Annotated in this window: 21 protein-coding genes and 1 tRNA gene; 10 read left to right on the forward strand and 12 right to left on the reverse strand. The window is 70.2% G+C overall.

The window, feature by feature from the left end:
• Positions 1 to 185: 185 nt before the first annotated feature.
• The gene (locus G3I78_RS16030) at positions 186 to 1,451 is read left to right on the forward strand and encodes a DNA sulfur modification protein DndB (RefSeq protein ID WP_164424847.1); all 1,266 of its coding nucleotides are present in this window, start codon (positions 186 to 188) and stop codon (positions 1,449 to 1,451) included.
• 245 nt (positions 1,452 to 1,696) lie between these two features.
• On the opposite strand, the gene G3I78_RS16035 is transcribed toward G3I78_RS16030, so the two are convergent.
• The 3 genes from G3I78_RS16035 to G3I78_RS16045 all read right to left on the reverse strand — a co-directional run bounded on the left by G3I78_RS16035 (position 1,697) and on the right by G3I78_RS16045 (position 3,737).
• Positions 1,697 to 1,770: transfer RNA gene (locus G3I78_RS16035), tRNA-Pro, on the reverse strand.
• Positions 1,771 to 1,804: 34 nt separating this feature from the next.
• Positions 1,805 to 2,590: a Pr6Pr family membrane protein gene (locus tag G3I78_RS16040; protein WP_164424849.1), complete on the reverse strand. Its 786-nt coding sequence runs from the start codon at positions 2,588 to 2,590 to the stop codon at positions 1,805 to 1,807.
• Between the two features lie 220 nt (positions 2,591 to 2,810).
• A complete protein-coding gene (locus tag G3I78_RS16045; protein ID WP_164424850.1) occupies positions 2,811 to 3,737 on the reverse strand; it encodes a metallophosphoesterase in 927 nt (308 codons plus the stop codon).
• 100 nt (positions 3,738 to 3,837) lie between these two features.
• Here G3I78_RS16045 and G3I78_RS16050 point away from each other — a divergent pair, with 100 nt between their 5' ends.
• On the forward strand, positions 3,838 to 4,302 hold the full coding sequence (locus tag G3I78_RS16050; protein ID WP_164424852.1) for a GatB/YqeY domain-containing protein: 465 nt from the start codon (positions 3,838 to 3,840) through the stop codon (positions 4,300 to 4,302).
• Positions 4,303 to 4,518: 216 nt separating this feature from the next.
• Here the strand turns inward: G3I78_RS16050 and G3I78_RS16055 are convergent, their stop codons facing one another.
• A complete protein-coding gene (locus G3I78_RS16055; RefSeq protein WP_164424854.1) occupies positions 4,519 to 6,798 on the reverse strand; it encodes a transglycosylase domain-containing protein in 2,280 nt (759 codons plus the stop codon).
• 496 nt (positions 6,799 to 7,294) lie between these two features.
• On the opposite strand from G3I78_RS16055, the gene wblA reads away from it, so the two are divergent.
• Positions 7,295 to 7,633 carry a transcriptional regulator WblA gene (gene wblA, locus G3I78_RS16065; RefSeq protein WP_203615084.1) on the forward strand — a complete coding sequence of 113 codons (339 nt, stop codon included), beginning with the start codon at positions 7,295 to 7,297 and terminating at the stop codon, positions 7,631 to 7,633.
• Between the two features lie 29 nt (positions 7,634 to 7,662).
• On the opposite strand, the gene G3I78_RS16070 is transcribed toward wblA, so the two are convergent.
• Together G3I78_RS16070 and G3I78_RS16075 are read right to left on the reverse strand one after the other, a co-directional pair.
• Positions 7,663 to 9,180, reverse strand: a complete 1,518-nt coding sequence (locus tag G3I78_RS16070) for an ArsA family ATPase (protein WP_203615005.1) — start codon at positions 9,178 to 9,180, stop codon at positions 7,663 to 7,665.
• Positions 9,177 to 10,154: an ArsA-related P-loop ATPase gene (locus G3I78_RS16075; RefSeq protein ID WP_164424856.1), complete on the reverse strand. Its 978-nt coding sequence runs from the start codon at positions 10,152 to 10,154 to the stop codon at positions 9,177 to 9,179. Before G3I78_RS16075 ends, G3I78_RS16070 begins: the two co-directional genes overlap by 4 nt.
• A gap of 95 nt (positions 10,155 to 10,249) precedes the next feature.
• On the opposite strand from G3I78_RS16075, the gene G3I78_RS16080 reads away from it, so the two are divergent.
• The 4 genes from G3I78_RS16080 (at position 10,250) to G3I78_RS16095 (ending at position 12,985) form a co-directional block, all read left to right on the forward strand.
• Positions 10,250 to 10,411: a DUF4177 domain-containing protein gene (locus tag G3I78_RS16080; protein WP_075033571.1), complete on the forward strand. Its 162-nt coding sequence runs from the start codon at positions 10,250 to 10,252 to the stop codon at positions 10,409 to 10,411.
• Positions 10,408 to 10,881 carry a RidA family protein gene (locus tag G3I78_RS16085; protein ID WP_164424858.1) on the forward strand — a complete coding sequence of 158 codons (474 nt, stop codon included), beginning with the start codon at positions 10,408 to 10,410 and terminating at the stop codon, positions 10,879 to 10,881. Before G3I78_RS16080 ends, G3I78_RS16085 begins: the two co-directional genes overlap by 4 nt.
• A gap of 407 nt (positions 10,882 to 11,288) precedes the next feature.
• Positions 11,289 to 12,158 carry an NUDIX hydrolase gene (locus tag G3I78_RS16090; protein ID WP_164424860.1) on the forward strand — a complete coding sequence of 290 codons (870 nt, stop codon included), beginning with the start codon at positions 11,289 to 11,291 and terminating at the stop codon, positions 12,156 to 12,158.
• Positions 12,155 to 12,985, forward strand: coding sequence for an MBL fold metallo-hydrolase (locus G3I78_RS16095; RefSeq protein ID WP_164424862.1), 831 nt, complete (start codon positions 12,155 to 12,157; stop codon positions 12,983 to 12,985). Before G3I78_RS16090 ends, G3I78_RS16095 begins: the two co-directional genes overlap by 4 nt.
• Here the strand turns inward: G3I78_RS16095 and G3I78_RS16100 are convergent.
• From G3I78_RS16100 to G3I78_RS16110, 3 genes are all read right to left on the reverse strand, one after another.
• On the reverse strand, positions 12,978 to 13,802 hold the full coding sequence (locus tag G3I78_RS16100; protein WP_164424864.1) for a nucleotidyltransferase domain-containing protein: 825 nt from the start codon (positions 13,800 to 13,802) through the stop codon (positions 12,978 to 12,980). The two genes, G3I78_RS16095 and G3I78_RS16100, sit on opposite strands and share 8 nt — an antisense overlap.
• A gap of 67 nt (positions 13,803 to 13,869) precedes the next feature.
• Positions 13,870 to 14,892: a PQQ-binding-like beta-propeller repeat protein gene (locus G3I78_RS16105; RefSeq protein ID WP_164424867.1), complete on the reverse strand. Its 1,023-nt coding sequence runs from the start codon at positions 14,890 to 14,892 to the stop codon at positions 13,870 to 13,872.
• A gap of 75 nt (positions 14,893 to 14,967) precedes the next feature.
• A complete protein-coding gene (locus tag G3I78_RS16110; protein WP_015658871.1) occupies positions 14,968 to 15,642 on the reverse strand; it encodes a Crp/Fnr family transcriptional regulator in 675 nt (224 codons plus the stop codon).
• Between the two features lie 336 nt (positions 15,643 to 15,978).
• Between G3I78_RS16110 and nth the strand changes: the two genes are divergently transcribed.
• The 3 genes from nth to G3I78_RS16125 all read left to right on the forward strand — a co-directional run bounded on the left by nth (position 15,979) and on the right by G3I78_RS16125 (position 19,638).
• A complete protein-coding gene (gene nth, locus G3I78_RS16115) occupies positions 15,979 to 16,986 on the forward strand; it encodes an endonuclease III (RefSeq protein ID WP_343243770.1) in 1,008 nt (335 codons plus the stop codon).
• 637 nt (positions 16,987 to 17,623) lie between these two features.
• Positions 17,624 to 18,319, forward strand: a complete 696-nt coding sequence (locus tag G3I78_RS16120) for a CoA pyrophosphatase (protein WP_164424871.1) — start codon at positions 17,624 to 17,626, stop codon at positions 18,317 to 18,319.
• A 119-nt stretch (positions 18,320 to 18,438) separates the two neighbouring features.
• Complete coding sequence (locus G3I78_RS16125; protein WP_164424873.1) at positions 18,439 to 19,638, forward strand: MarP family serine protease; 1,200 nt, start codon at positions 18,439 to 18,441, stop codon at positions 19,636 to 19,638.
• A gap of 19 nt (positions 19,639 to 19,657) precedes the next feature.
• Here the strand turns inward: G3I78_RS16125 and G3I78_RS16130 are convergent, their stop codons facing one another.
• The 3 genes from G3I78_RS16130 to G3I78_RS16140 form a co-directional block, all read right to left on the reverse strand.
• Entirely contained in the window at positions 19,658 to 19,843 is a 186-nt protein-coding gene (locus G3I78_RS16130) for a hypothetical protein (protein WP_164424875.1), read from the reverse strand.
• Between the two features lie 85 nt (positions 19,844 to 19,928).
• Positions 19,929 to 20,870, reverse strand: a complete 942-nt coding sequence (locus G3I78_RS16135; RefSeq protein WP_164424877.1) for an alpha/beta hydrolase — start codon at positions 20,868 to 20,870, stop codon at positions 19,929 to 19,931.
• A complete protein-coding gene (locus G3I78_RS16140) occupies positions 20,867 to 21,376 on the reverse strand; it encodes a phage holin family protein (RefSeq protein ID WP_164424879.1) in 510 nt (169 codons plus the stop codon). The genes G3I78_RS16135 and G3I78_RS16140 overlap by 4 nt, the downstream gene beginning before the upstream one ends.
• Between the last annotated feature and the right edge of the window lie 42 nt (positions 21,377 to 21,418).

Raw genomic sequence — 21,418 nt, forward strand, 5'->3', positions numbered from 1 at the left:
TGAGACCGATGGGCGTGGTCGGTCAATAGTGATCAAAATCAGCCTCTTATCTACAACTTGATTTCAGCATTCACCAACTTAGTCTGAATAACAATAAATTACTCGCCCTGATTACCAGCTGGACGCGATGATTGGGTTGTTGCTGCGCCAGCCGAGTGTGTGGCTATCCCATTGGGGGGCTTCTTGTGAGCATTTCCGTCGACACGCTGCGCCTGTCCAAGCCGCAGGACTCCAGCACGTACCTCGCCATCAGGACGCCTCAGGGCGGCCGCACGGTCTACAGCGTGCGCGTTCCCCTCCTCGACCTTCCGACCATCCTCCCTGTCCCCGATCCGAACAACGTCGACAAGGACAACCGCAAGGTCGACCGACTTCACGCCAAGCACTTCGGTGAGTACCTCGACACGAAGCAGGACTGGGTGGCCCCTGCCCTGCTGGCCCGGGATGGCGGTGGATGCACCTTCGAGAAGGTGGATGATCAGGGCGCCGTCGGCTACCTCGTCGTTCCGTGGGCGATCGGAGGCATCTCCAGCCTGCGGACCATCGACGGCCAACACCGTGTACTGGGCGTTGCCATCGAGAAGCAGCGCATCACGGACGCCATCTCCGCGGTCGATCGCGAGCTGGCTCGCAAGGTCAGCCAGGAGAAGGCCGCGAAACTCGGGGCCGAGCGCGAGAAGCTCATTGGCCAGATGAATCGGCTCAAGGCCGAGTACGTCGGCCTTGACATCTATGTCGAGCCGGACCCGATCAAGTCTCAGCAGATGTTCGTGGACGTTGCCGACAACGCCAAGGGCATCAGCAGTGCCGTCCGCGCCCGGTTCGACAGCTACAAGGTCGCCAACCGTACCCTGTCCGACGTCATCGACCACCCGCTGCTGAAGGGCCGAGTCGACGCCGAGCAGGATCGCATGACTCTTAAGAACCCCAACTTCATGGGTGCCAAGCACGTTGCCGACATCACTCGTGCCGTCATCGCCGGTGCCGGCGGCCGGATCAGTAAAAAGGCCGAGCAGACTCTCACTGACGGTGAGGTGATCGAGCAGGTCAAGGACTTCCTGGACGTTATCTCCAACGCCTTCACCGACCTCGCTGCCCTCACCGAGGACGACCCCGAGGCGGAGCGTCATCCTGGCGATCTCACCATGGCCCAGGAAGTACGCCGGGCCTCGCTGCTCGGCTCGGTGGGTATGCTTCGCGTTCTCGGTGGCGTGTTCCGAGAACTGCGAGCGGGCGAGAATCCGGTCGAGCTCGACGACATCGCCGAGTTCTTCAAGCGCCTCGACCCGCACATGGCTGCGCCGGTTTCCGAGACCAGCATCTGGCGTACAACCGGGGCCAACGCTGACTTCGAGCCGAACGCTTCGGCACCGATCATGCGGACGCAGAATATCGTCCACCTGGTAGGCGTTATCACCGGCTGGTACAAGAAGGCCCCCGCCGCCCTTTAGCTGAAGGACGGCGCTCTTCGAGTTTCTAGCGCGAGGGACCAGTCGACACGCTCGGCCGAGTCCACCACTGTCTCCCGTGGCCCTGCGCACGACCTCTTGTGGGAGCGTCTGTGCCCACCCCAGTGGGTGGCCTCTGGGAGAGAGATTCCAAGATCTTCTCCTGGCTCTCTCTCAACTGGCCCTGGAAACCACTCAGGGGCATGACCCGCTCTCGCGGATCATGCCCCTGAACTGGTACTTCACTGTCGGGGTGGCGGGATTTGAACCCACGACCTCTTCGTCCCGAACGAAGCGCGCTGCCAAGCTGCGCTACACCCCGATCGTCGCTGCTTGTCGCGGCGACGTCGTTTACTTTAGCCCACTGGTGGCTGGAGACGAAATCCGGTTTTGGGGCGGTGGCGGATGGGGTTCGGGCGGGTGTGGTCGAGGGCTACCAGGAGGATCGCGAGGGCGTAGAAGGAGAGGCCGAGGAGGAGGGCGTTGCCGAGGACACTCTTGTAGCCGTGGAGGTCGACGTCCAGGAAGGGGTAGAGGTAGCGGCCGGCGGTGCCCGGGGGGATCAGTTCGCCTCGGGTGAAGGAGAACGCCAGGTAGGCCAGGGGGTAGAGGAGCCAGCTCGCCGCCTGGCGCAGGTGCAGGCGGTCGGGGTGTGTCAGGAACAGCCAGTCCGCCACGGCCGCCGCCGGGATCACCGTGTGGAGCAGGTGCCCGGTCACCGCGTGCCAGCCTGTCGGGGCCGCCGCCTCGCCCGTCAGGGAGAAGGGGCTCGACGCGTTCGCCAGGAGCAGGTGGTACACCAGCGCCGTGATCGTGGCGTAGAGAAGAACCGCTCCCGTCAGCGCGGACGGCAGCGGGCGCCGGGCGCTCCACGCTCTGCGGGCCGACAGCAGGAGCACCGCCGCCAGGAGGATCGCGCTCTGCACGGAGAAGTAGCTCAGCGCTCGGACCGGGCCGCTCAAAAGCAGCTCCACGGTCACGGTTGCGGCGGCCGTCAGGGCCACCAGCACTCGGTACGCGGCGGCCAGTCGGTGGCGTACGGGAGCCACCACCGCCGTGGCGGGGACGGGCGAGGGCAGGAAGGCGGGCATGCCCGGGACTGCGGGAAGGTCCGGGATGTCCCTCGGTATCGGCGCGGTCATGCCCTCACGCTAGGCAGGCGGGATGAAAGGGGCGATACGGGCGGGCCGTGCGGGTTAATCCCCGCTCACGTGCACACCCGCTCACGTGTACACCCCACCCACCCGCGTGCACACACACCCACCCAAGCGCCCATCCAGACACCGGCTCATCCAGACACCGGCTCACCCAGACACCGGCTCATCCACACACCGGCCCACCCACACACCCGCAGCGCCCGCCCTACCCCCGCCCCACCAACGTCAGCAACGTAACCTCCGGCGGACAAGCGAACCGCACCGGCGTGTACCGGTTCGCCCCGCACCCCGCCGACACGTGCAGATACGATGTCCGGCCCTCCGCCGTGTGCCGGGACAGGCCCTTCACCCGGTCCGTGTCCAGGTCGCAGTTGGTCACGAAGGCGCCGTAGAAGGGGAGGCAGATCTGGCCGCCGTGGGTGTGGCCGGCCAGGATCAGGGGGTACGCGTCGGCCGCGAACGCGTCCAGGACGCGCAGGTACGGCGCGTGCACCACGCCCATCGAGAAGTCCGCCGCGCCCGACGGGCCGCCCGCCACCTCCGCGTACCGGTCCCGCTTGATGTGCGGGTCGTCCAGGCCCGTCAGCTCCACCGACACGCCCTCGATCTTGAGCATGCCCCGGGTGTTCGTGAGGTTCTGCCAGCCCGCCGCGTCGAAGCCGTCCCGCAGGTCCTCCCACGGGTTGTGGATGACGCTCACGGCGGGCGCGTTGCCGTTCAGGCCGTGGCGGCCCTGGGCCTTCTCGTACAAGTAGCGGGCGGGGTTGCGGAATTTGGGGCCGTAATAGTCGTTCGAGCCGAAGACGTACGCGCCCGGGAACTCCATCAGCGGGCCCAGCGCGTCCAGGACCTCCGGGACGCCCTCCGGGTCCGACAGGTTGTCGCCCGTGTTGATCACGAAGTCCGGGCGCAGGCCCGCCAGCGAGCGCAGCCAGCGCTGCTTCTTGCGCTGGCCGCCGACCATGTGGATGTCGGAGACCTGGAGCACCCGCAGCGGGCGCATGCCGGCCGGCAGGACGGGGACCGTGACCCGTCGCAGGCGGAAGGAGCGGGCTTCGAAACCCGCGGAGTAGGCCAGTCCGGCGGCGCCAACCGCCGCGATTCCCAAGGGAACTCCGTATCGCGCGCGCATGCCTCCATCGTGTCAGATCCGGGCGGCATCCTTGACCGGCCGCCGTCCGCACGGTAAATGGGCGGGCGCCCGGCGCACCGTACCTGCGACAATCGGACGCATGACCACGCTCAAGTCGAAGCTCCAGGAAGACCTCAACGCCGCGATCAAGGGGCGTGACGAGCTGCGCTCCTCGACGCTGCGGATGACGCTCGCCGCGATCACCACCGAAGAGGTCGCCGGCAAGGAGAAGCGCGAGCTCTCCGACGCCGAGGTCCTCAAGGTGATCACCAAGGAGGCGAAGAAGCGCCGTGAGGCCGCGGACGCCTTCGCCCAGGGTGGTCGCGCCGAGTCCGCCGAGCGCGAGAAGGCGGAGGGCGTGGTGCTCGCCGAGTACCTGCCCAAGCAGCTCGGCGACGACGAGCTGAACGACATCGTGGCCCAGGCCGTCGAGGAGGCCCGGGCGGCCGGCGCCGAGGGGCCGCGGGCCATGGGCGCCGTCATGAAGATCGTGAACCCGAAGGTCGCGGGCCTCGCCGAGGGGGGCGGCGTCGCCGCCGCCGTCAAGAAGCTCCTGGCCGGCTGACCGACCCCGGCGGACCAATCCGACCGGCAGTCCACGCTCGACCCCGGGCCACTGGCACCGCCCGACCCACCCCGGCCCCCACACCGGTCGGCAGCACGCGAACGGCCCCTTCATCACCGTAGGAACGCATTCCGTACGGCGATGAAGGGGCCGTCTCACGTCTCGGCCGTGTGGGCAGAGTCGGCGGAGTCGGTGGAGTCAGCCATGTCGGCTACCTCAGCCGCGTCCCCGCCCGCCCCCATTGCTCTGACCCTGGATGAAGTTCTCCGGGATCGAGAACGTCGGCGCCGGGAAGGTGGTGTTGCCGTCGTCGCCGGTTCCGCCGTTGTCGTTGCCGCCGTTGTTGTTGCCGTTGTCGTCGCCGTTGTCCCCGTCGTCGTTGCCGTTCCCATTCCCGTTGCCGTTCCCGTCGCCCCTGTTCTTCGGCGGGTCCGGGATGTTGACGAGGTTGAAGTTCGGGGCGTCCTTGCCCTCCAGGGCGCCGCTCATCATGTCGCGCCAGATCGGGCCGGGAACCTCGCCACCGAAGACCTTGGTGTGCCAGACGCCGCCGATGGTGATCTGCTGCATCTTGCGCTTGTGCGCCGGGTCGCCGACCCAGACCGCGCCGGCCATGTTCGGGGTGTAGCCCACGAACCAGGCGGCGTAGCGCTCGTCGGTCGTACCGGTCTTACCGGCGCTGGCGCGTCCGCTGAGGCCGGCCTGGGTGCCCGTACCGTCCTCGACCACGCCCTTCAGGAGCGTGTTGATGGTGTCCGCGGTGGTCTCCGACATCGCCCGCGAGCAGGTCGACTTCGGCACCTGGAGCGACTTCGACTGCTCGCCGACCCGCTGGGTGATCGACTCGATGGCGACCGGGGTGCAGTACATGCCGCGCGAGGCGAAGGTCGCGTACGCGTTCGCCATCGTCAGCGGGGACATCTCCTGGGTGCCCAGGGCGATCGACGGGGCCTGCTGGATCTTGCGGCCGTCGGCGCGCTCGACGCCCATCTTCGTGGCCATCTCGGTCACCGGGCAGATGCCGATGTCGCTGATCAGCTGCACGTAGTAGGTGTTGACCGACTTCGCGGTCGCCTCCTTCATCGAGTACGGGCCCACCTCGGACTCGTTCTCGTTGGCGACCGGGACGCCCTTCTCGTTCCACACCCCGCCGTTGCACTCCTGGACGGGTGCCGGGTAGTCCATCTCGTACGGCGACGGGTACACCTTGGTCGCCGGCATGCCGCCCTCTATGGCGGCCGCGGCCACGATCGGCTTGAACGTCGAACCGGGCTGGTAGCCCGCGCCGCCGCCCATGCTCTGGTCGACCGAGAGGTTGAGCGTCGTCTCGTTCTTCTTGTTGTTGATGCCGTACGGCCGTGACTGGCCCATCGCCAGGATCTTGCCGGTGCCGGGCTGGACGATGGTGGCGGCGGTGGCCACGTCGTCGTCCTGGTAGACGTGCTCCTTGATGGAGTCCTGTGCCGACTCCTGGGCCTGCGGGTCCATGGTGGTGCGGATCGTCAGGCCGCCCTGGTTCCAGACCTTGGCCCGGGCCTCCTGGGTCTTGCCGAAGACCGGGTCGGTCAGGAAGACCTCACGGACGTAGTCGCAGAAGAAGCCCGCGCCCTTGACCGCCGTGATGCAGCCGTTCTTCGGCTTGCTGACCTTCAGGCCCAGCGGCTGCTGCTTGGCCTTGTCGGCCTCTGCCTGGGAGACGTCGCCGACCTCGGCCATGCGCTGGAGCACGACATTGCGGCGCTTGGTGGCCTCGGCCTCGTCGTTGACCGGGTCGTAGCGGCTCGGGGACTGCACGATGCCGGCGAGCAGCGCCGACTGTTCGAGGGTGAGGTCCTTGGCGTGCTTGGAGAAGTAGCGCTGGGACGCGGCCTCGACGCCGTAGGCCTGCTGGCCGAAGAAGGTGATGTTCAGGTAGTTCTCGAGGATCTTCTTCTTGCCGAGTTCCTCTTCGAGCTGGATCGCGTACTTCAGCTCGCGGATCTTGCGGCCGATGGTCTGCTGGGTGGCCTGGGCGACCTTCGTCGGGTCGTCACCGGCCTCCTCCACCGCGACGTTCTTCACGAGCTGCTGCGTCAGCGTCGAGGCGCCCTGGGAGACACCGCCGCTCTGGGCGTTCTTGTTGAGCGCGCGCAGCACGCCCTTCAGGTCGACCGCGCCGTGCTGGTAGAAGCGCGAGTCCTCGATGGCGACGATCGCCTTCTGCATGTACGGCGAGATGTCCTTGAGGTCGACCACCGTGCGGTCGCGCGAGTACACGGTGGCGATGGTGCCGCCCTCGGCGTCGAGGATCGTGGTGCGCTGGCTCAGCGGTGGGGTCTTCAGGTTGGCCGGGAGTTCGTCGAAACTCTCCACCGACCCCTTGGCCGCGAGCCCCAGCGCGCCGGCCGCGGGCAGCGCGATGCCGGCCATCACCGCTCCCGCGAGAACACTGACACCGAGGAACTTGGCGGCCTGCTGCGTGGGCGACAGGCCCCCGCCCGAGCGCTTCTTCGACATAGGGGGCAGCCTAATCCGTACTCATGAGCGTTCCGAGGGAGCGGTCACTCCTCGGGATGTTCGGGCGGCCGTACGCGGGCACGACACCGCGCGGCGTCGACCTACTCATTCGCCGGACACGCGCACAGGCCTTGGCCTAAGCTGCTCTCAACTGTCACAGCAGTAGGGCCACGTATCAATACGTCCGGCGACCCCGAATCGTTCCGGAGGTTCCCCGACTTTTTTGGTGGGGGCGTGTCCGAATCCGCCTCGTGTGTCATCAGGTGCCCGTTGTGACGCAAGACAAGTGTCCTGGTTTGCCGGGATAGTCATGTATGTCGCAGGCTCACTCCCCCGGGTGATCTGCCGCTTACGCATAGTCCGTTCGGGCCATTCAAGATTGGGCCCGAAGGGGGTGTTGCGCTGTGCCCGCCTTCCGTAACGTCCTCAACTGGCGGCGGTGAATATGCCGCTGCCGCCGTGGGGGAGCCTCGATTCGGGAGAGGACGGCGCCGGTATGGGCTGGGTAACCGACTGGAGTGCGCAGGCGGCCTGCCGCACTACCGATCCGGATGAACTGTTCGTTCAAGGAGCAGCGCAGAACAGGGCGAAGGCAGTGTGCACCGGATGTCCGGTACGCACGGAGTGCCTCGCCGACGCGCTGGACAACCGCGTCGAGTTCGGCGTGTGGGGAGGCATGACGGAGCGCGAGCGCCGCGCCCTGCTGCGCCGGCGGCCGACGGTCACGTCGTGGCGCAGGCTGCTGGAGACGGCGCGCGTCGAGTACGAGCGAGGGGTCGGCATCCTGCCCCTCGAGGACGACGAGATCTACGAGAACTACGCGGCGGTGAGCTGAGGGCGCGGCCCTCGGTTCGCGGTACCGGCTCAGCTGTCGCCGGTACCTGGTTCGGGCAGCTCAGGCCGCCCGGCCGCGAGCCGGTTCCCGATGTTCCGCAACCCCGCGAGGTCGTGCACGTCGCCGGGCAGCGCGGCGACTTCGGCCACCGCCACTTCGGGGTGGAGCGCGGTGAAGCGGTCACGCGTGCGCTGCTCGCGGGAGAGCAGCTGCATACGGTCGGCGTGCAGCCTCAACAGGCCTGCGGTGAGTTGATCGACGGTGCGGTCCGGGTCGACGGGGGAGTCGGACTCGGCTGCCGGGTCACCGGGTACGGGCTGGGGCGCGAGCTGGGGTGCGGGCGATTCTGAACTGCCGTACGTGTCGGGAGAGTTACGAAGTCCAGCTTTCCCGCCCTCCTGATCGACAATGCGGGGCTCTTCAAGATTTTCCGCGGCCTCGGGATGGTCGGCGGCTTCGAGAGTCTCCGCGGCCTCCGGATTGTCGGCGGCTTCAGGATTCTCCGCGGCCTCGGCATGGTCGGCGGCGGCTTCGAGATTCTCCGCGGCGGCGAGCGCCCGCTCGGCCGAGAGCCGGTCGGCGCCGCTGCCGTGGACGCGGTTGAGCACCAGACCGGCCAGCGGCATGTCCTCCGCGGCCAGCCGCTCCACGAAGTACGCGGCCTCGCGCAGCGCGTCCCGCTCCGGGGCCGCGACCACCAGGAACGCCGTGCCGGGCGCCTGGAGCAGCTTGTACGTCGCGTCCGCGCGCGTGCGGAAGCCGCCGAAGGTGGTGTCCATCGCGGCCACGAACGTCTGGACGTCCTTGAGGAGCTGGCCGCCCAGCAGCTTGCCCAGGGTGCCGGTCATCATCGACATCCCGACGTTCAGGAACTTCATGCCGGCCCGGCCGCCGAGCTTGGCCGGGGCGGTCAGCAGCCGGATCAGCCGGCCGTCGAGGAACGACCCCAGCCGCTTGGGCGCGTCCAGGAAGTCCAGCGCCGAGCGCGACGGAGGCGTGTCGACGACGATCAGGTCCCACTCGTCCCGGGCCCGCAGCTGCCCGAGCTTCTCCATCGCCATGTACTCCTGCGTGCCCGCGAAGCCCGCCGAGAGCGACTGGTAGAACGGGTTGCCCAGGATCGCGGCCGCCCGCTCGGCGTCAGCGTGCGCCTCGACGATCTCGTCGAAGGTGCGCTTCATGTCGAGCATCATCGCGTGCAGTTCGCCCTCGCCGTCGACGTCCTTCACCCGGCGCGGGGTGTTGTCGAGCGAGTCGATGCCCATGGACTGGGCGAGCCTGCGGGCCGGGTCGATGGTGAGGACGACGACCTTGCGGCCCCGCTCCGCCGCGCGCAGGCCCAGCGCCGCGGCGGTCGTGGTCTTGCCCACGCCGCCCGAGCCGCAGCACACCACGATGCGGGTCTTCGGGTCGTCGATCAGCGGATCGAGGTCCAGCACGGGGGCCGGCGAGAGGCGGTGGTGGCGGTCCGGGTGCGGGTTCTGCGGGGTGCGGGTGGGGTGCGGGTCCTGCCGGGTGCGGGTGGGACGGGCTGGTTCCGGGCTCATGACATCCCCTGCTTCCGCAGCTCGGTGGCCAGTTCGTACAGGCCCGCCAGGTCCATGCCCTCGGTCAGCAGGGGCAGTTCGTGCAGCGGCAGGTCCAGCCCGCCGAGGACCGAGCGCTGCTCGTGCTCCAGCGCGTACCGCTCGGCGTACTCCTCGGCCTGCCGGATCAGCGGGTCGACCAGCTTCTCGGCGTTGCCGCCGCGGCGGGCGCCGCCGAGCCCGGCCGCGGACAGCGCCTTCGCCACGGCCGGACGACGGACGGTCCTTACGAGTTCCAGGTCGTCCCTGTCCAACACCTCAGGGCGCACCATGTTCACCACGATCCGGCCCACCGGCAGACGGGCCGCCCGCAGTTCGGCGATGCCGTCGGCGGTCTCCTGGACCGGCATCTCCTCCAGGAGCGTCACCAGGTGGACGGCCGTCTCCTTGGACTTCAGCACCCGCATCACGGCCTGCGCCTGATTGTGTATCGGGCCGATCTTGGCGAGGCCCGCGACCTCGTCGTTCACGTTCAGGAAGCGGGTGATACGGCCCGTGGGGGGCGCGTCCATCACGATGTGGTCGTAGGCGAACCGGCCGGACTTGTCCTTGCGGCGGACCGCCTCGCACGCCTTGCCCGTCAGGAGGACGTCCCTGAGGCCGGGCGCGATGGTGGTGGCGAAGTCGATCGCGCCGAGTTTCTTGAGGGCTCGGCCCGCGCCGCCCAGCTTGTAGAACATCTGGAGGTAGTCCAGAAGGGCCAGTTCGGGGTCGATGGCCAGTGCGTACACCTCCCCGCCCCCCGGAGCGACGGCGATCTTCCGCTCCTCGTAGGGCAGCGTCTCCGTTTCGAAGAGCTGCGCGATTCCCTGGCGGCCCTCGACCTCGACGAGAAGCGTCCGCTTCCCCTCGGTGGCGAGAGCCAGCGCGAGGGCTGCGGCGACCGTGGTCTTTCCGGTCCCGCCCTTGCCGCTGACGACCTGGAGCCTGCTCACGTATTCGAGCGTAACCAGTCGGCGGGGAAGCTAAGCAGGAGGCTGTGGACAACGCGGGCACGGGCTGTGGGTGAGCAGGGGCTAAAGTCGGCCGCATGACCAAGTGGGAATACGCAACTGTGCCGCTGCTCGTCCACGCCACGAAGCAGATTCTGGACACCTGGGGCGAGGACGGGTGGGAGCTCGTGCAGGTCGTGCCCGGGCCGAACAACCCCGAGCAGCTGGTGGCGTACCTGAAGCGGGAGAAGTCGGCGTGAGCGGGGCGGTCGAGGCCCGGCTCGCGGAGCTGGGGCTGACGTTGCCGGCGGTCGTGCCGCCGCTGGCCGCGTACCAGCCGGCCGTGCGGTCGGGGGTGTACGTGTACACCTCGGGGCAGTTGCCGATGGTCGACGGGAAGCTTCCGGTCACCGGGAAGGTGGGGGCGGAGGTCACCGCCGAGGAGGCGAAGGCGTTGGCGCGGACGTGTGCGCTGAACGCTCTGGCGGCGGTCAAGTCCGTGGCGGGGGATCTCGATCTTGTCGCGCGGGTGGTGAAGGTCGTGGGGTTTGTCGCTTCGGCCTCGGACTTCACGGGGCAGCCGGGGGTCATCAACGGCGCCAGTGAGTTGCTGGGTGAGGTGCTCGGCGACAAGGGGGTGCATGCGCGGAGTGCGGTGGGGGTCGCGGTGCTGCCGTTGGACGCGCCGGTGGAGGTCGAGGTCCAGGTGGAGCTGACTTCTGTGGCGTGATGTCGTCTGCGGGTGCGGTGGGGGCGGGCGTTTTGCGCAGTTCCCCGCGCCCCTGGATGCCTGCGGCGGCCCGCTCGGCTTCGGTGGGGGCGTGTGTAGCGCGTGCTGGTGCGTTGTGGGTCGGGGCCGGGGTGGGGGGTATCCGTCCTCGGTCCGGCGGCTCGGTCGCTTACAGAGGTGCTCGGTTCTGGACGCCGGCCGCTGCGGGCGGACACCCCCCACCCCGTCCCCTGCGCGCCGTACGCGACTGACGGCCCGTCGTGGGTGCAGGTCCGCTGCAGCTAGCTAGGGGCGCGGGGAACTGCGCGACCAGCCACAACGCACCCGCACCCGCCAAACCACACATCGAGGCACCCTCATAGGCGCTCGGTCTCGAACATCCGCTCCCCAGGAGTTAGCCTCCGGCCATGGCAAACGGGCAGTGGTACCCAGCGGAATGGCCGGACCGTATCCGTGCGCTGGCGGACGGCACGTTGCGGCCGGCCGAGCCGAGACGGGCTGCCACGGTGATGTTGCTGAAGGACACGGCGGCCGGGACCGTCGTTCACATGTTGCGGCGGCGAGCCTCGATGGCCTTCGCGGGAGGGGCGTACGCCTATCCCGGTGGTGGGGTGGACCCTCGGGACGACGAGCACCAGATCCACTGGGCGGGGCCCACGCGCGCGTGGTGGGCCGATCGGCTCGGGGTGGACGAGACGACGGCTCAGGCGATCGTCTGTGCGGCCGTGCGGGAGACGTACGAGGAGGCGGGCGTGCTGCTCGCCGGGCCGACCGGTGAGTCGGTGGTCGGGGACACCACGGGTGAGGAGTGGGAGGCCGACCGGGCCGCCCTGGTCGCTCGGGAGGTCTCGTTCGCCGGGTTCCTGGAGTGGCGGGGGCTCGTGCTGCGGTCGGATCTGCTCGGGGTGTGGACGCGTTGGATCACCCCGGAGTTCGAACCCCGGCGGTACGACACCTGGTTCTTCGCCGCCGCGCTTCCGGCGGGGCAGCGCACCCGCAACGCCTCCACGGAGGCCGACCGCACGGTGTGGATCCGGCCCCAGGAGGCGGCGGAGGGCTACGACAAGGGCGAGCTGCTGATGATGCCGCCCACCATCGCCACGTTGCGGCAGATCGCCGGGTACGGCTCCGCCGCCGACGTCCTCGCCGCCGCGCCCCTGCGCGACCTGAGCCCGGTGCTCGCGCGGGCCCGGCTGGAGGACGGGGAGATCGTGCTGTCCTGGCCCGGGCACGACGAGTTCACCAAGCACATCCCGAGCGGGGGAGCCACCGCATGACCGACGCCGCAGCTCTGCCCGGCCGGCCGCGGGGCGGGGTCCTCTCGGGTCCCGCCACCCCGCGGGCCGTCAACGTCCTCGCGCCCAACGCCTCCGCGATGACCCTGGACGGCACCAACACCTGGATCCTGTCGGAGCCGGACTCGGAGCTGGCCGTCGTCGTCGATCCCGGGCCGCTCGACGAGGGGCACCTCAGGGCGGTCATCGGTGCCGCCGAGGCGGCCGGGAAGCGGGTAGCCCTGACCCTGCTCACGCATGGCCATCCCGACCACGCCGAGGGCGCCGCTCGGTTCGCCGGGCTCACCGGGACCAGGGTGCGGGCCCTCGATCCGGCGTTGCGGCTGGGGGAGGAGGGGCTGGGGGCCGGGGACGTGGTGCGGGTCGGCGGGCTGGAGCTCAGGGTTGTTCCGACTCCGGGGCACACCGCGGACTCGCTGTGCTTCCATCTCCCGGCCGATCAGGCCGTCCTGACCGGAGACACCGTCCTCGGGCGCGGTACGACCGTCGTGGCCCATCCTGACGGTCGGCTGGGCGACTATCTGGACTCCCTGCGGCGGTTGCGGTCGCTCACCGTGGACGACGGCGTGCACACCGTCCTGCCGGGGCACGGGCCCGTCCTGGAGGACGCCCAGGGGGCCGTCGAGTTCTATCTCGCCCACCGGGCCCATCGGCTGGCCCAGGTCGAGACGGCCGTGGAGGACGGACTCCGGTCGCCCGGTGCCGTCGTAGAACATGTGTACGCCGATGTGGACCGCTCCCTGTGGCCCGCCGCCGAGCTGTCCGTCCGGGCCCAGCTGGAGTATCTGGAGGAGCACGGGCTCATCTAGGGGTCTTCGTGCCGTGCACGCGCGTGTACTCGTTCGCCAGCCAGGGGCCCAGGTCGTCGAGGTACGTCCGTAGTACGGCCTTCTCTCCGACGGGGGCACGGCCCCGTACGGCCGCCTCGCGGAGCTGGTCCGCGCGGGCCGGGTAGTACGCGGCGAAGATCTCGGCCATCTCGTCCAGGTCGCTCGTCCAGCCGTTCCAGCGGGGCATGACCAGGGTGAACGCGGTGCGGACCAGGTGGCGGGAGGTGTGGCGGACCATGCGGCGCAGGGCCGCGTCGGAGTCCGCCCCTTCGGCGCGTTCGCGCCAGCGGGGGAGCAGGAGGGCCAGGTCGCCGTTGGTCTCGCGGGCCAGGAGGGTGTCGGGGCGGTAGCGGGGGAGGTACTCCGCCAGGTCGTCGCCGAGGAGGGGCGTGCAGAGGCAGGCCACGAACCAGCCCATGTCGTGGCGTTCCAGGTCGCTCAGGAGGAGATCGCGGCTGTACAGGAGCGTTCCGACGCCGTCGATCTGCGGGAACTCCCCGTCCAGCGCCTCCCCGAGCGCGTCCACGGCCTTGCGGTCGGTGTCGGTCGGCTCGTCGCGCAGGGCGATCAGGAGGTCCAGGTCGCTGTGTCCCACGCGCGCGGTGCCGCGCGGGATCGAGCCGTAGAGGTAGGCGCTGTGCAGCCTCGGTCCGAACAGGTCGAGCACCCGGTCGCGGGCGGCTGCGACGACCGGCCGGAAGGCGTGCGGGACCCGTCCGAGGGAGCCCTCGCGCTCGATGAAGCCCTGGGCGTCGAGACCCTTGGGGGCGACGGGGGGAACGGTTTCGGCGGCCATGGGATCACTGTGCCCGGGGGCGGGGCCCGGGACAGCTCATTTACGGCCCCGGGCGGGGCGGCGGAGGTCAGCGCCAGCGGAAGGCGCGCAGCCGGCTGTCGTCCTCGCTGGAGTCGCTGCCCAGGACGATCAGGTCCCCGGCCGCGGCGGCCTGCGAATGGAAGCCGTAGCCCCGCACCCGGCGGCGGGCCACGGCACGGCCGTCGGCGGGGTCCAGGACGCTCAGCCGGTCGCCGAAGCTGTGCAGGACCAGGAACCAGCCCCGGTGGGCCAGGACGGTGGCGTACGACGATCCCCTGCCCTGCCAGTCCCAGAGCTGTTCCCCGGAGGTGAGGGAGAAGCCCGCGATGCGGGTGCCCTCGTCCCGGTCGTCCGTGTCGGTGGGCACCAGGCCGATCGCCAGGACGTCACCGGTCACCGCCAGCCGCTCGCCGAACCGTGCGCAGCCGGGCGGCAGCTTGATCGTCGCCTCGTCGTCGGTGCCGCGCGTCACCAGCAGGCGCGGCCGGCTCCGGGCGCCCTGTCCCTTCACCAGCAGGACGAACGGCTCGGCGAGCAGGACGGAGGCGCTCTCCGCGCGCGTGCCGGGCAGCGGGCGCTCGCTCAGGGTCTCGCCGCTGTGCGCGTCGAGCGTGCGCAGGACGGGCTGCTGCCAGCCCGTCGAAACGGCGAGTCGGCCGCCGCCGAGGGCCGCGTCCCGGAGCGACCCCAGGTCCTGCGGGTCCTGGTCCCGGTGCCACTCGACCCGGCCCGTGCCGAGGTCCAGCGCGGTCAGGCCGTACTGCTTGGTCTCACGGGCGCCGTCGTCGTGGTGCAGGACCAGCCCCAGGCCGTCCTGGACGTCGGCGGACGCCAGGGCGACCACCTCCTCGCCGGGCGGCCGCCAGGTCCACAGCGGCGCCCCCGTGGCGCTCCGGAACGCCTGCACCCGGTCGAAGCGGACGACCACGACGGCGTCCTCCGTCGCCCACAGGCGCAGCGGTCTGCCGCCCCGGTCGCCGTTGTCGCCCGCCGATCTCCACAGCCGCTGCGCCGACCGCCGCCACCACGGCCCCCGCCACACCGACTCCGGTGCCCTGTCCTCGTACATCCCCACCCCTGGTGATACGAGAAGGGCCCCGCGGTTCGGCAGGGCCCTTCGACGTCGTACGACTACTGTGCGCGCTCAGCGTGAGCGCTTGGCGAGCCTCTCCACGTCCAGGAGGATCACCGCGCGGGCCTCCAGGCGCAGCCAGCCGCGCTGGGCGAAGTCCGCGAGAGCCTTGTTGACCGTCTCGCGGGAGGCGCCGACCAGCTGGGCCAGCTCCTCCTGCGTGAGGTCGTGGACGACGTGGATGCCCTCCTCGGACTGCACGCCGAAGCGGCGCGAGAGGTCGAGCAGGGCGCGGGCCACGCGGCCGGGGACGTCCGAGAAGACCAGGTCGGACATCGCGTCGTTGGTGCGGCGCAGTCGGCGGGCGACGGCGCGCAGCAGGGCGGTGGCCACCTCGGGGCGGGCGTTCAGCCAGGGCTGGAGGTCGCCGTGGCCGAGGCCCAGCAGCTTGACCTCGGTCAGCGCGGTCGCGGTCGCGGTGCGCGGGCCCGGGTCGAACAGGGACAGTTCGCCGATCAGTTCGCCGGGGCCGACCACGGCGAGCATGTTCTCGCGGCCGTCCGGGGAGGTGCGGTGGAGCTTGACCTTGCCCTCGGTGACGACGTAGAGCCGGTCGCCCGGGTCGCCCTCGTGGAACAGGGAGTCGCCTCGCGCGAGGGTCACCTCACTCATGGAGGCGCGCAGTTCCGCGGACTGCTCGTCGTCGAGTGCCGCGAAGAGCGGGTTGCGCCGCAGAACGTCGTCCACGAGTTCTCTCCTTGTCGACCTGCTCAGGGGATCTTGTTCCCCCTTGGTACCAGGGGAACCCGGTGCCCATTTTGCCGGACGGTCCAAACAGTGTGATCTGTCACAAGGATGCCGCACACCTGTCCACGGGTAAGCGGCAGGGGTCCAATCGGGGGCCGATCCCCCGGGTCCGGGGCGATTGTCGGTGCCGGGCTTTAGGCTGGCCGGGTGTCCAAATCGCCGGTGAGAGCGCAGGCCGAGGGGGCTGGGCGGGTGGTTGTACGTCGGGATTCCGCTGTGGGCGAACAAGGCTCCGGCGGTGAGGAGAAAGCGGCGAAAGCGACAAAGAGGGCTGTGGTGAAGAAGGTTCCGGAGGTTGTGGAGACGGGCGTTCCGGCGAAGGCGGCTGTGAGGAAGAAGGCCGCGACGAAGGCTGCCGCGAAGAAGGCGACGGCCGGTGTGAAGAAGACGACGGCTGGTGTGAAGACGGCGACGGCCGGCGCGAAGAAGGTGGCTGCCAAGTCGGCGTCGGCCAAGTCGGCCTCGGCCAAGCCCGCGTCGGTCAAGAAGGTCGCCGTCAAGCCGGTGCGGGGTGAGTCGACCACCGCGCTCGTCCGGCGTGCCCGTCGTATCAACCGTGAGCTGGCGGAGGTGTTTCCGTACGCCCACCCCGAGCTGGACTTCGTCAACCCGTTCCAACTCGTCGTCGCCACCGTCCTGTCGGCCCAGACCACCGACCTGAGGGTCAATCAGACGACCCCGGCGCTGTTCGCCAGGTACCCGACCCCCGAGGACCTGGCCGCGGCCAACCCCGAGGAGGTCGAGGAGATCCTCCGGCCCACCGGGTTCTTCCGGGCCAAGACCAAGTCGGTCATAGGGCTGTCGAAGGCCCTCGTGGAGAACTTCGGGGGTGAGGTCCCGGGACGGCTCGAAGACCTCGTCAAGTTGCCCGGAGTGGGCCGCAAGACCGCCTTCGTGGTGCTCGGCAACGCCTTCGGGCGGCCCGGCATCACCGTGGACACGCACTTCCAGCGGCTGGTCCGGCGCTGGCAGTGGACCGACGAGACCGACCCCGACAAGATCGAGGCCGCCGTCGCCGCGCTCTTCCCCAAGAGCGACTGGACCGACCTCTCGCACCACGTCATCTGGCACGGCCGCCGCATCTGCCACGCCCGCAAACCGGCCTGCGGCGCCTGCCCCATCGCCCCGCTCTGCCCGGCCTACGGCGAGGGCGAGACGGACCCGGAGAAGGCCCAGAAGCTCCTCAAGTACGAGAAGGGCGGCTTCCCCGGGCAGCGCCTGAATCCCCCGCAGTCCTACCTGGACGCCGGCGGCAAGGCCGCGCCGCCGCTGGGGGCCGGGTGAGGGGGCGGAGGACGGTTGTGAGGGTTGTGCGGGGAGGGGCTGCGGGGGGTGGCGGGTCGGTGCCGGTGCCGGTGCCGGTGCCAGGCCTGGGGCCGGTGTCGGTGCCGGGCGCGGGGCCGGGGTTCGGGTGTCGTGAGGCGGGTGAGGCCCGTCGGCTGGGTGGGAGCCTCCGGGCGGGAAGTCCCGGTGGGCGGAGTGAGTGCCTTGGCGGGGGTGCCCTCGGGTGGCCGAGCACGGCGGAAGGGGTGTGGCTGTCTCGCGGAGAGGCGTACGCGTGCGCGTGGTGGCCGGGAACGGGTTGCGTCCCGGGCGCGTGGGGCGCGCAGACGCCTCGTGCCCGTGCCGCCCACGCCCGTGCCTCGCGGGCACCGCAACCCCGCCGCACGCGTGCGCGTGGCCTGCGTGCGCGTGCCCCGTGGACGCTTCAAGTTGCCGCCGCTCAAGGGCCCGGCGCCCGGACACCCCAAGCCGCCGCTCACGCTCTTGACGCCCGGACGCCTGAAGCTCGCCCCACTCCCGCACCCACCCCCCGACCGGCCCCTCCCCGTCCACTCTCCCTCCCCCCTGCCTCCTCCTCCCGACCGGAACGATCTACGCCCCCTGAGGCGTTGGGACATACAGAACAACGGGGGTGGCGATGACGCACGCGAGTGATACGCAGGGCGGGCCCGTGGTGGTCAGCAAGAAGGGGCTGCCCGGCTGGCTGGACCCCGTCGTGCGGGCCGTGGAGACCGTCGAGCCCCGGCAGCTGAGCCGGTTCCTGCCGCCGGAGAGCGGTGCGGGGCGGCAGTCCGCCGTGCTGATCCTGTTCGGGGAGGGCGAGTCCGGGCCCGAGCTGCTGCTGATGGAGCGGGCGAGTTCGCTGCGGTCCCATGCCGGGCAGCCGTCGTTCCCCGGGGGCGCGCTGGACCCGGAGGACGGCGATCCGAAGGGCGACGGGCCGCTGCGGGCAGCCCTGCGCGAGGCCGAGGAGGAGACCGGGCTCGACCCCTCCGGCGTCCAGCTCTTCGGCGTCCTGCCCAAGCTGTACATCCCGGTCAGCGGCTTCGTGGTGACCCCGGTGCTGGGCTGGTGGCGCGAGCCGACCCCGGTCGGCGTGGTCGATCCCAACGAGACCGCCCGGGTCTTCACCGTTCCCGTGGCGGATCTCACGGATCCCGACAATCGTGCGACAACCGTCCACCCCAGCGGCCACCGAGGTCCGGCATTCCTGGTCGAATCGGCCCTGGTCTGGGGCTTCACCGCCGGAATCATCGACCGCATCCTGCACTACGCCGGCTGGGAGCGCCCCTGGGACCGGGACAAGCAGGTCCCGCTCGACTGGCGCGCATGACAGGGTGAACCCCGTGCCGCGTCCATGTGGGGGACGCTGTATCCGATTGCCGCTGCACGACGGGCCGCACCCCGGCCGACCTGTAGTGAGCGCGAAGTGATGAGGCGAGGCTTGAACCGGTGAACGTGCTGGACATCCTGTTGCTGGTCGCCGCCGTGTGGTTCGCGATCGTCGGCTATCGCCAGGGCTTCGTCGTCGGCATCCTGTCGGTGATCGGGTTCCTGGGCGGCGGTCTCGTCGCCGTCTACACCCTCCCCGTCCTCTGGGACGCGCTCACCGACAACGCCGAGGTCGGCACGGTCGCCGCGGTGGTCGCCGTGGTCGTCGTCATCGTCTGCGCCTCCGTCGGCCAGGCCCTCACCACGCACCTCGGCAACAAGCTGCGCCGGTACATCACCTGGTCCCCGGCCCGCGCCCTGGACGCCACCGGCGGCGCCCTGGTCAACGTCCTCGCCATGCTCCTGGTCGCCTGGCTGATCGGCGCCACCCTCGCGCAGACCACCATGCCGACGGTCGGCAAGGAGGTCCGCGGCTCCAAGGTGCTGCTCGGCGTGCAGGAGGCGCTGCCGTCCGACGCCGACACCTGGTTCAAGGACTTCACCTCGGTCCTCGCGCAGAACGGCTTCCCGCAGGTCTTCAGCCCGTTCTCCAACGAGCCCATCAAAGAGGTCCAGCCGCCCGACCCCAAGCTCGCGGGCAGCGCCGTGGCCGCCCGCGCCCAGCGCTCCATCGTCAAGGTCATGGGTACCGCGCAGAGTTGCGGCAAGGTCCTGGAGGGCACCGGCTTCGTCTTCGGCGACCGCCGGGTCATGACCAACGCGCATGTCGTGGGCGGCGTCGACGAACCCACCGTCCAGATAGGCGGCGAGGGCCGCAAGTACGACGCCACGGTCGTCCTCTACGACTGGCAGCGCGACATCGCCGTACTGGACGTACCCGATCTGGACGCGCCCGCGCTCCAGTTCACGTCCCGGGACGCCGGCAGCGGGGACAGCGCGATCGTCGCGGGCTTCCCGGAGAACGGGGCGTACGACGTCCGCTCCGCGCGCGTGCGCGGCCGTATCGACGCCCATGGCCCGGACATCTACCACCGCGGCACCGTCAGCCGCGATGTGTACTCCCTCTACGCGACCGTCCGTCAGGGCAACTCCGGCGGCCCGCTGCTCACCCCCGAGGGGAAGGTGTACGGCGTGGTCTTCGCGAAGTCGCTCGACGACCCCGACACCGGGTACGCGCTCACCGCGGACGAGATCCAGCAGGACATCGCCCAGGGGCGTACCGCGAACCAGCAGGTGGACAGCGACAGCTGCGCGCTGTGAGGAGGGTCGGCGGGGTGCGTCAGCCTCGGGGGTGACGCAGCCGTACCGAGACCCAGCGGGCCCGGCGGCGCAGGATGCGCGGGATGCCCACCTTGAGGTCCGTGCCGCCCGGCAGTTGCGGGGCACCGCCCTGATGGTGGGAGCTCAGGCCGCTGCCCGAGCGTCGATTGCGTGCTGCGTCACCGTAGTCGTGCGTCCAGCCCATACCCCGACGTGTGCCCCTGCCCCAAGGTCGATAACCTCCCCCACGCCCCCCAATCGGCGTATGCACCGGGCAAGTGGCCGTTCGGTCACCGATCGGGTTCGGGATCCTTCAGCCAATTGATCAGTTCTGTCGAGAACGCGACCGGATCCTCTTCGTGCGGGAAGTGCCCGAGCCCGTCGAACAGCCGCCAGCGGTACGGCGCTTCGACGTACTCCCCGGACCCGGCCGCGCTCCGCGTCCGCATCACCGGGTCCAGCGAGCCGTGCAGATGCAGCGTGGGCACCCGCACCGGCCGCTTCATGCGCCGGTTGAACTGGATGCCGTCGGGACGGGCCAGGGAGCGGACCATCCAGCGGTACGGCTCGATCGAGCAGTGGGCCGTCGAGGGGATGCAGATGGCCTTGCGGTACGTCTCCACCGCGTCGTCGTCCGGCAGCCGCGGGCCGGACCAGTCCCGGATCAGCTCGGCCACCAGCGCCCCGTCGTCGGCGGTCAGCCGGCGCTCCGGGATCCAGGGCCGCTGGAACCCCCAGATGTAGGAACCGGCGCGTGTCTGCTTGACGTCGGAGAGCATCGCCGAGCGCCAGCGCCGGGGGTGGGGCATCGAGGTGACGGCGAGCCGTCGGACCAGCTTCGGGCGCATCGCGGCCGCCGTCCACGCCAGATAGCCGCCGAGGTCATGGCCGACCAGCGCGGCGTCGGGCTCGCCCAGCGAGCGGATCACGCCGGTGATGTCGAGGGCGAGGTTGGCCGGGTCGTAGCCGCGCGGGGTGCGGTCGCTGCCGCCGACGCCGCGCAGGTCCATGGCCACGGCCCGGAAGCCGGCGTCGGCGAGCGCCTCCAGCTGGTGGCGCCAGGTCCACCAGAACTGGGGGAAGCCGTGCACCAGCATGACCAGCGGGCCGTCGCCCACCTCGGCGATGTGGAAGCGGGCGCCGTTGGCGGCCACGTCCCGGTGGGTCCAGGGACCGTCCGGGCGTACGACCGAGGCCTGCTGCTGCGCCGAGGGTGTGGCGGGATCCGTCATGACGACGAGCGTGCCACAGCCTCGATGGCCTTGGCCTCGCGGACCCGCTCCTCCAGCGCCTTGGCGTCCGAACCGTCCGAACGGGTGTGCGGCTTGGCGTTCTGGAGCACGCCCGCCGTCTCCTTCATCGAGGCGGCCACCTTCTGCGGGCCCTTGCCCTTCTGCGCCTTCTTCGCGAAGACGACGCCGATCAGCGCGAGGACGACCGCGACGAGGACGTTGGCCGCGAAGGACAGCAGGAAGCAGACCGCGAGGTTCCAGCCGCTCCAGGTCCTGATGCCGTACGCCAGCGCGAAGTTGAGCATCGGCAGGGAGAACACCAGGACCGCGCCGGCCACGCTGAACATGCCGCCGCTCACCGCGCCGCGCTTGACGTCCTGCTTCAGCTGGGCCTTGGCCAGCGCGATCTCGTCGTGCACCAGCGCCGACATCTCGGTCGTCGCCGAGGCGAACAGCTGGCCGATGCTGCGTTCGGCGCCGACCGGGCTGCCGTCGGGTGCGCTCATCGCGGTCTCCCTATTCACTGGGACTCTTTGTGTGCCGTGTCT

It is taken from the genome of Streptomyces sp. SID13726 (assembly GCF_010548375.1).
Lineage (GTDB): Bacteria > Actinomycetota > Actinomycetes > Streptomycetales > Streptomycetaceae > Streptomyces.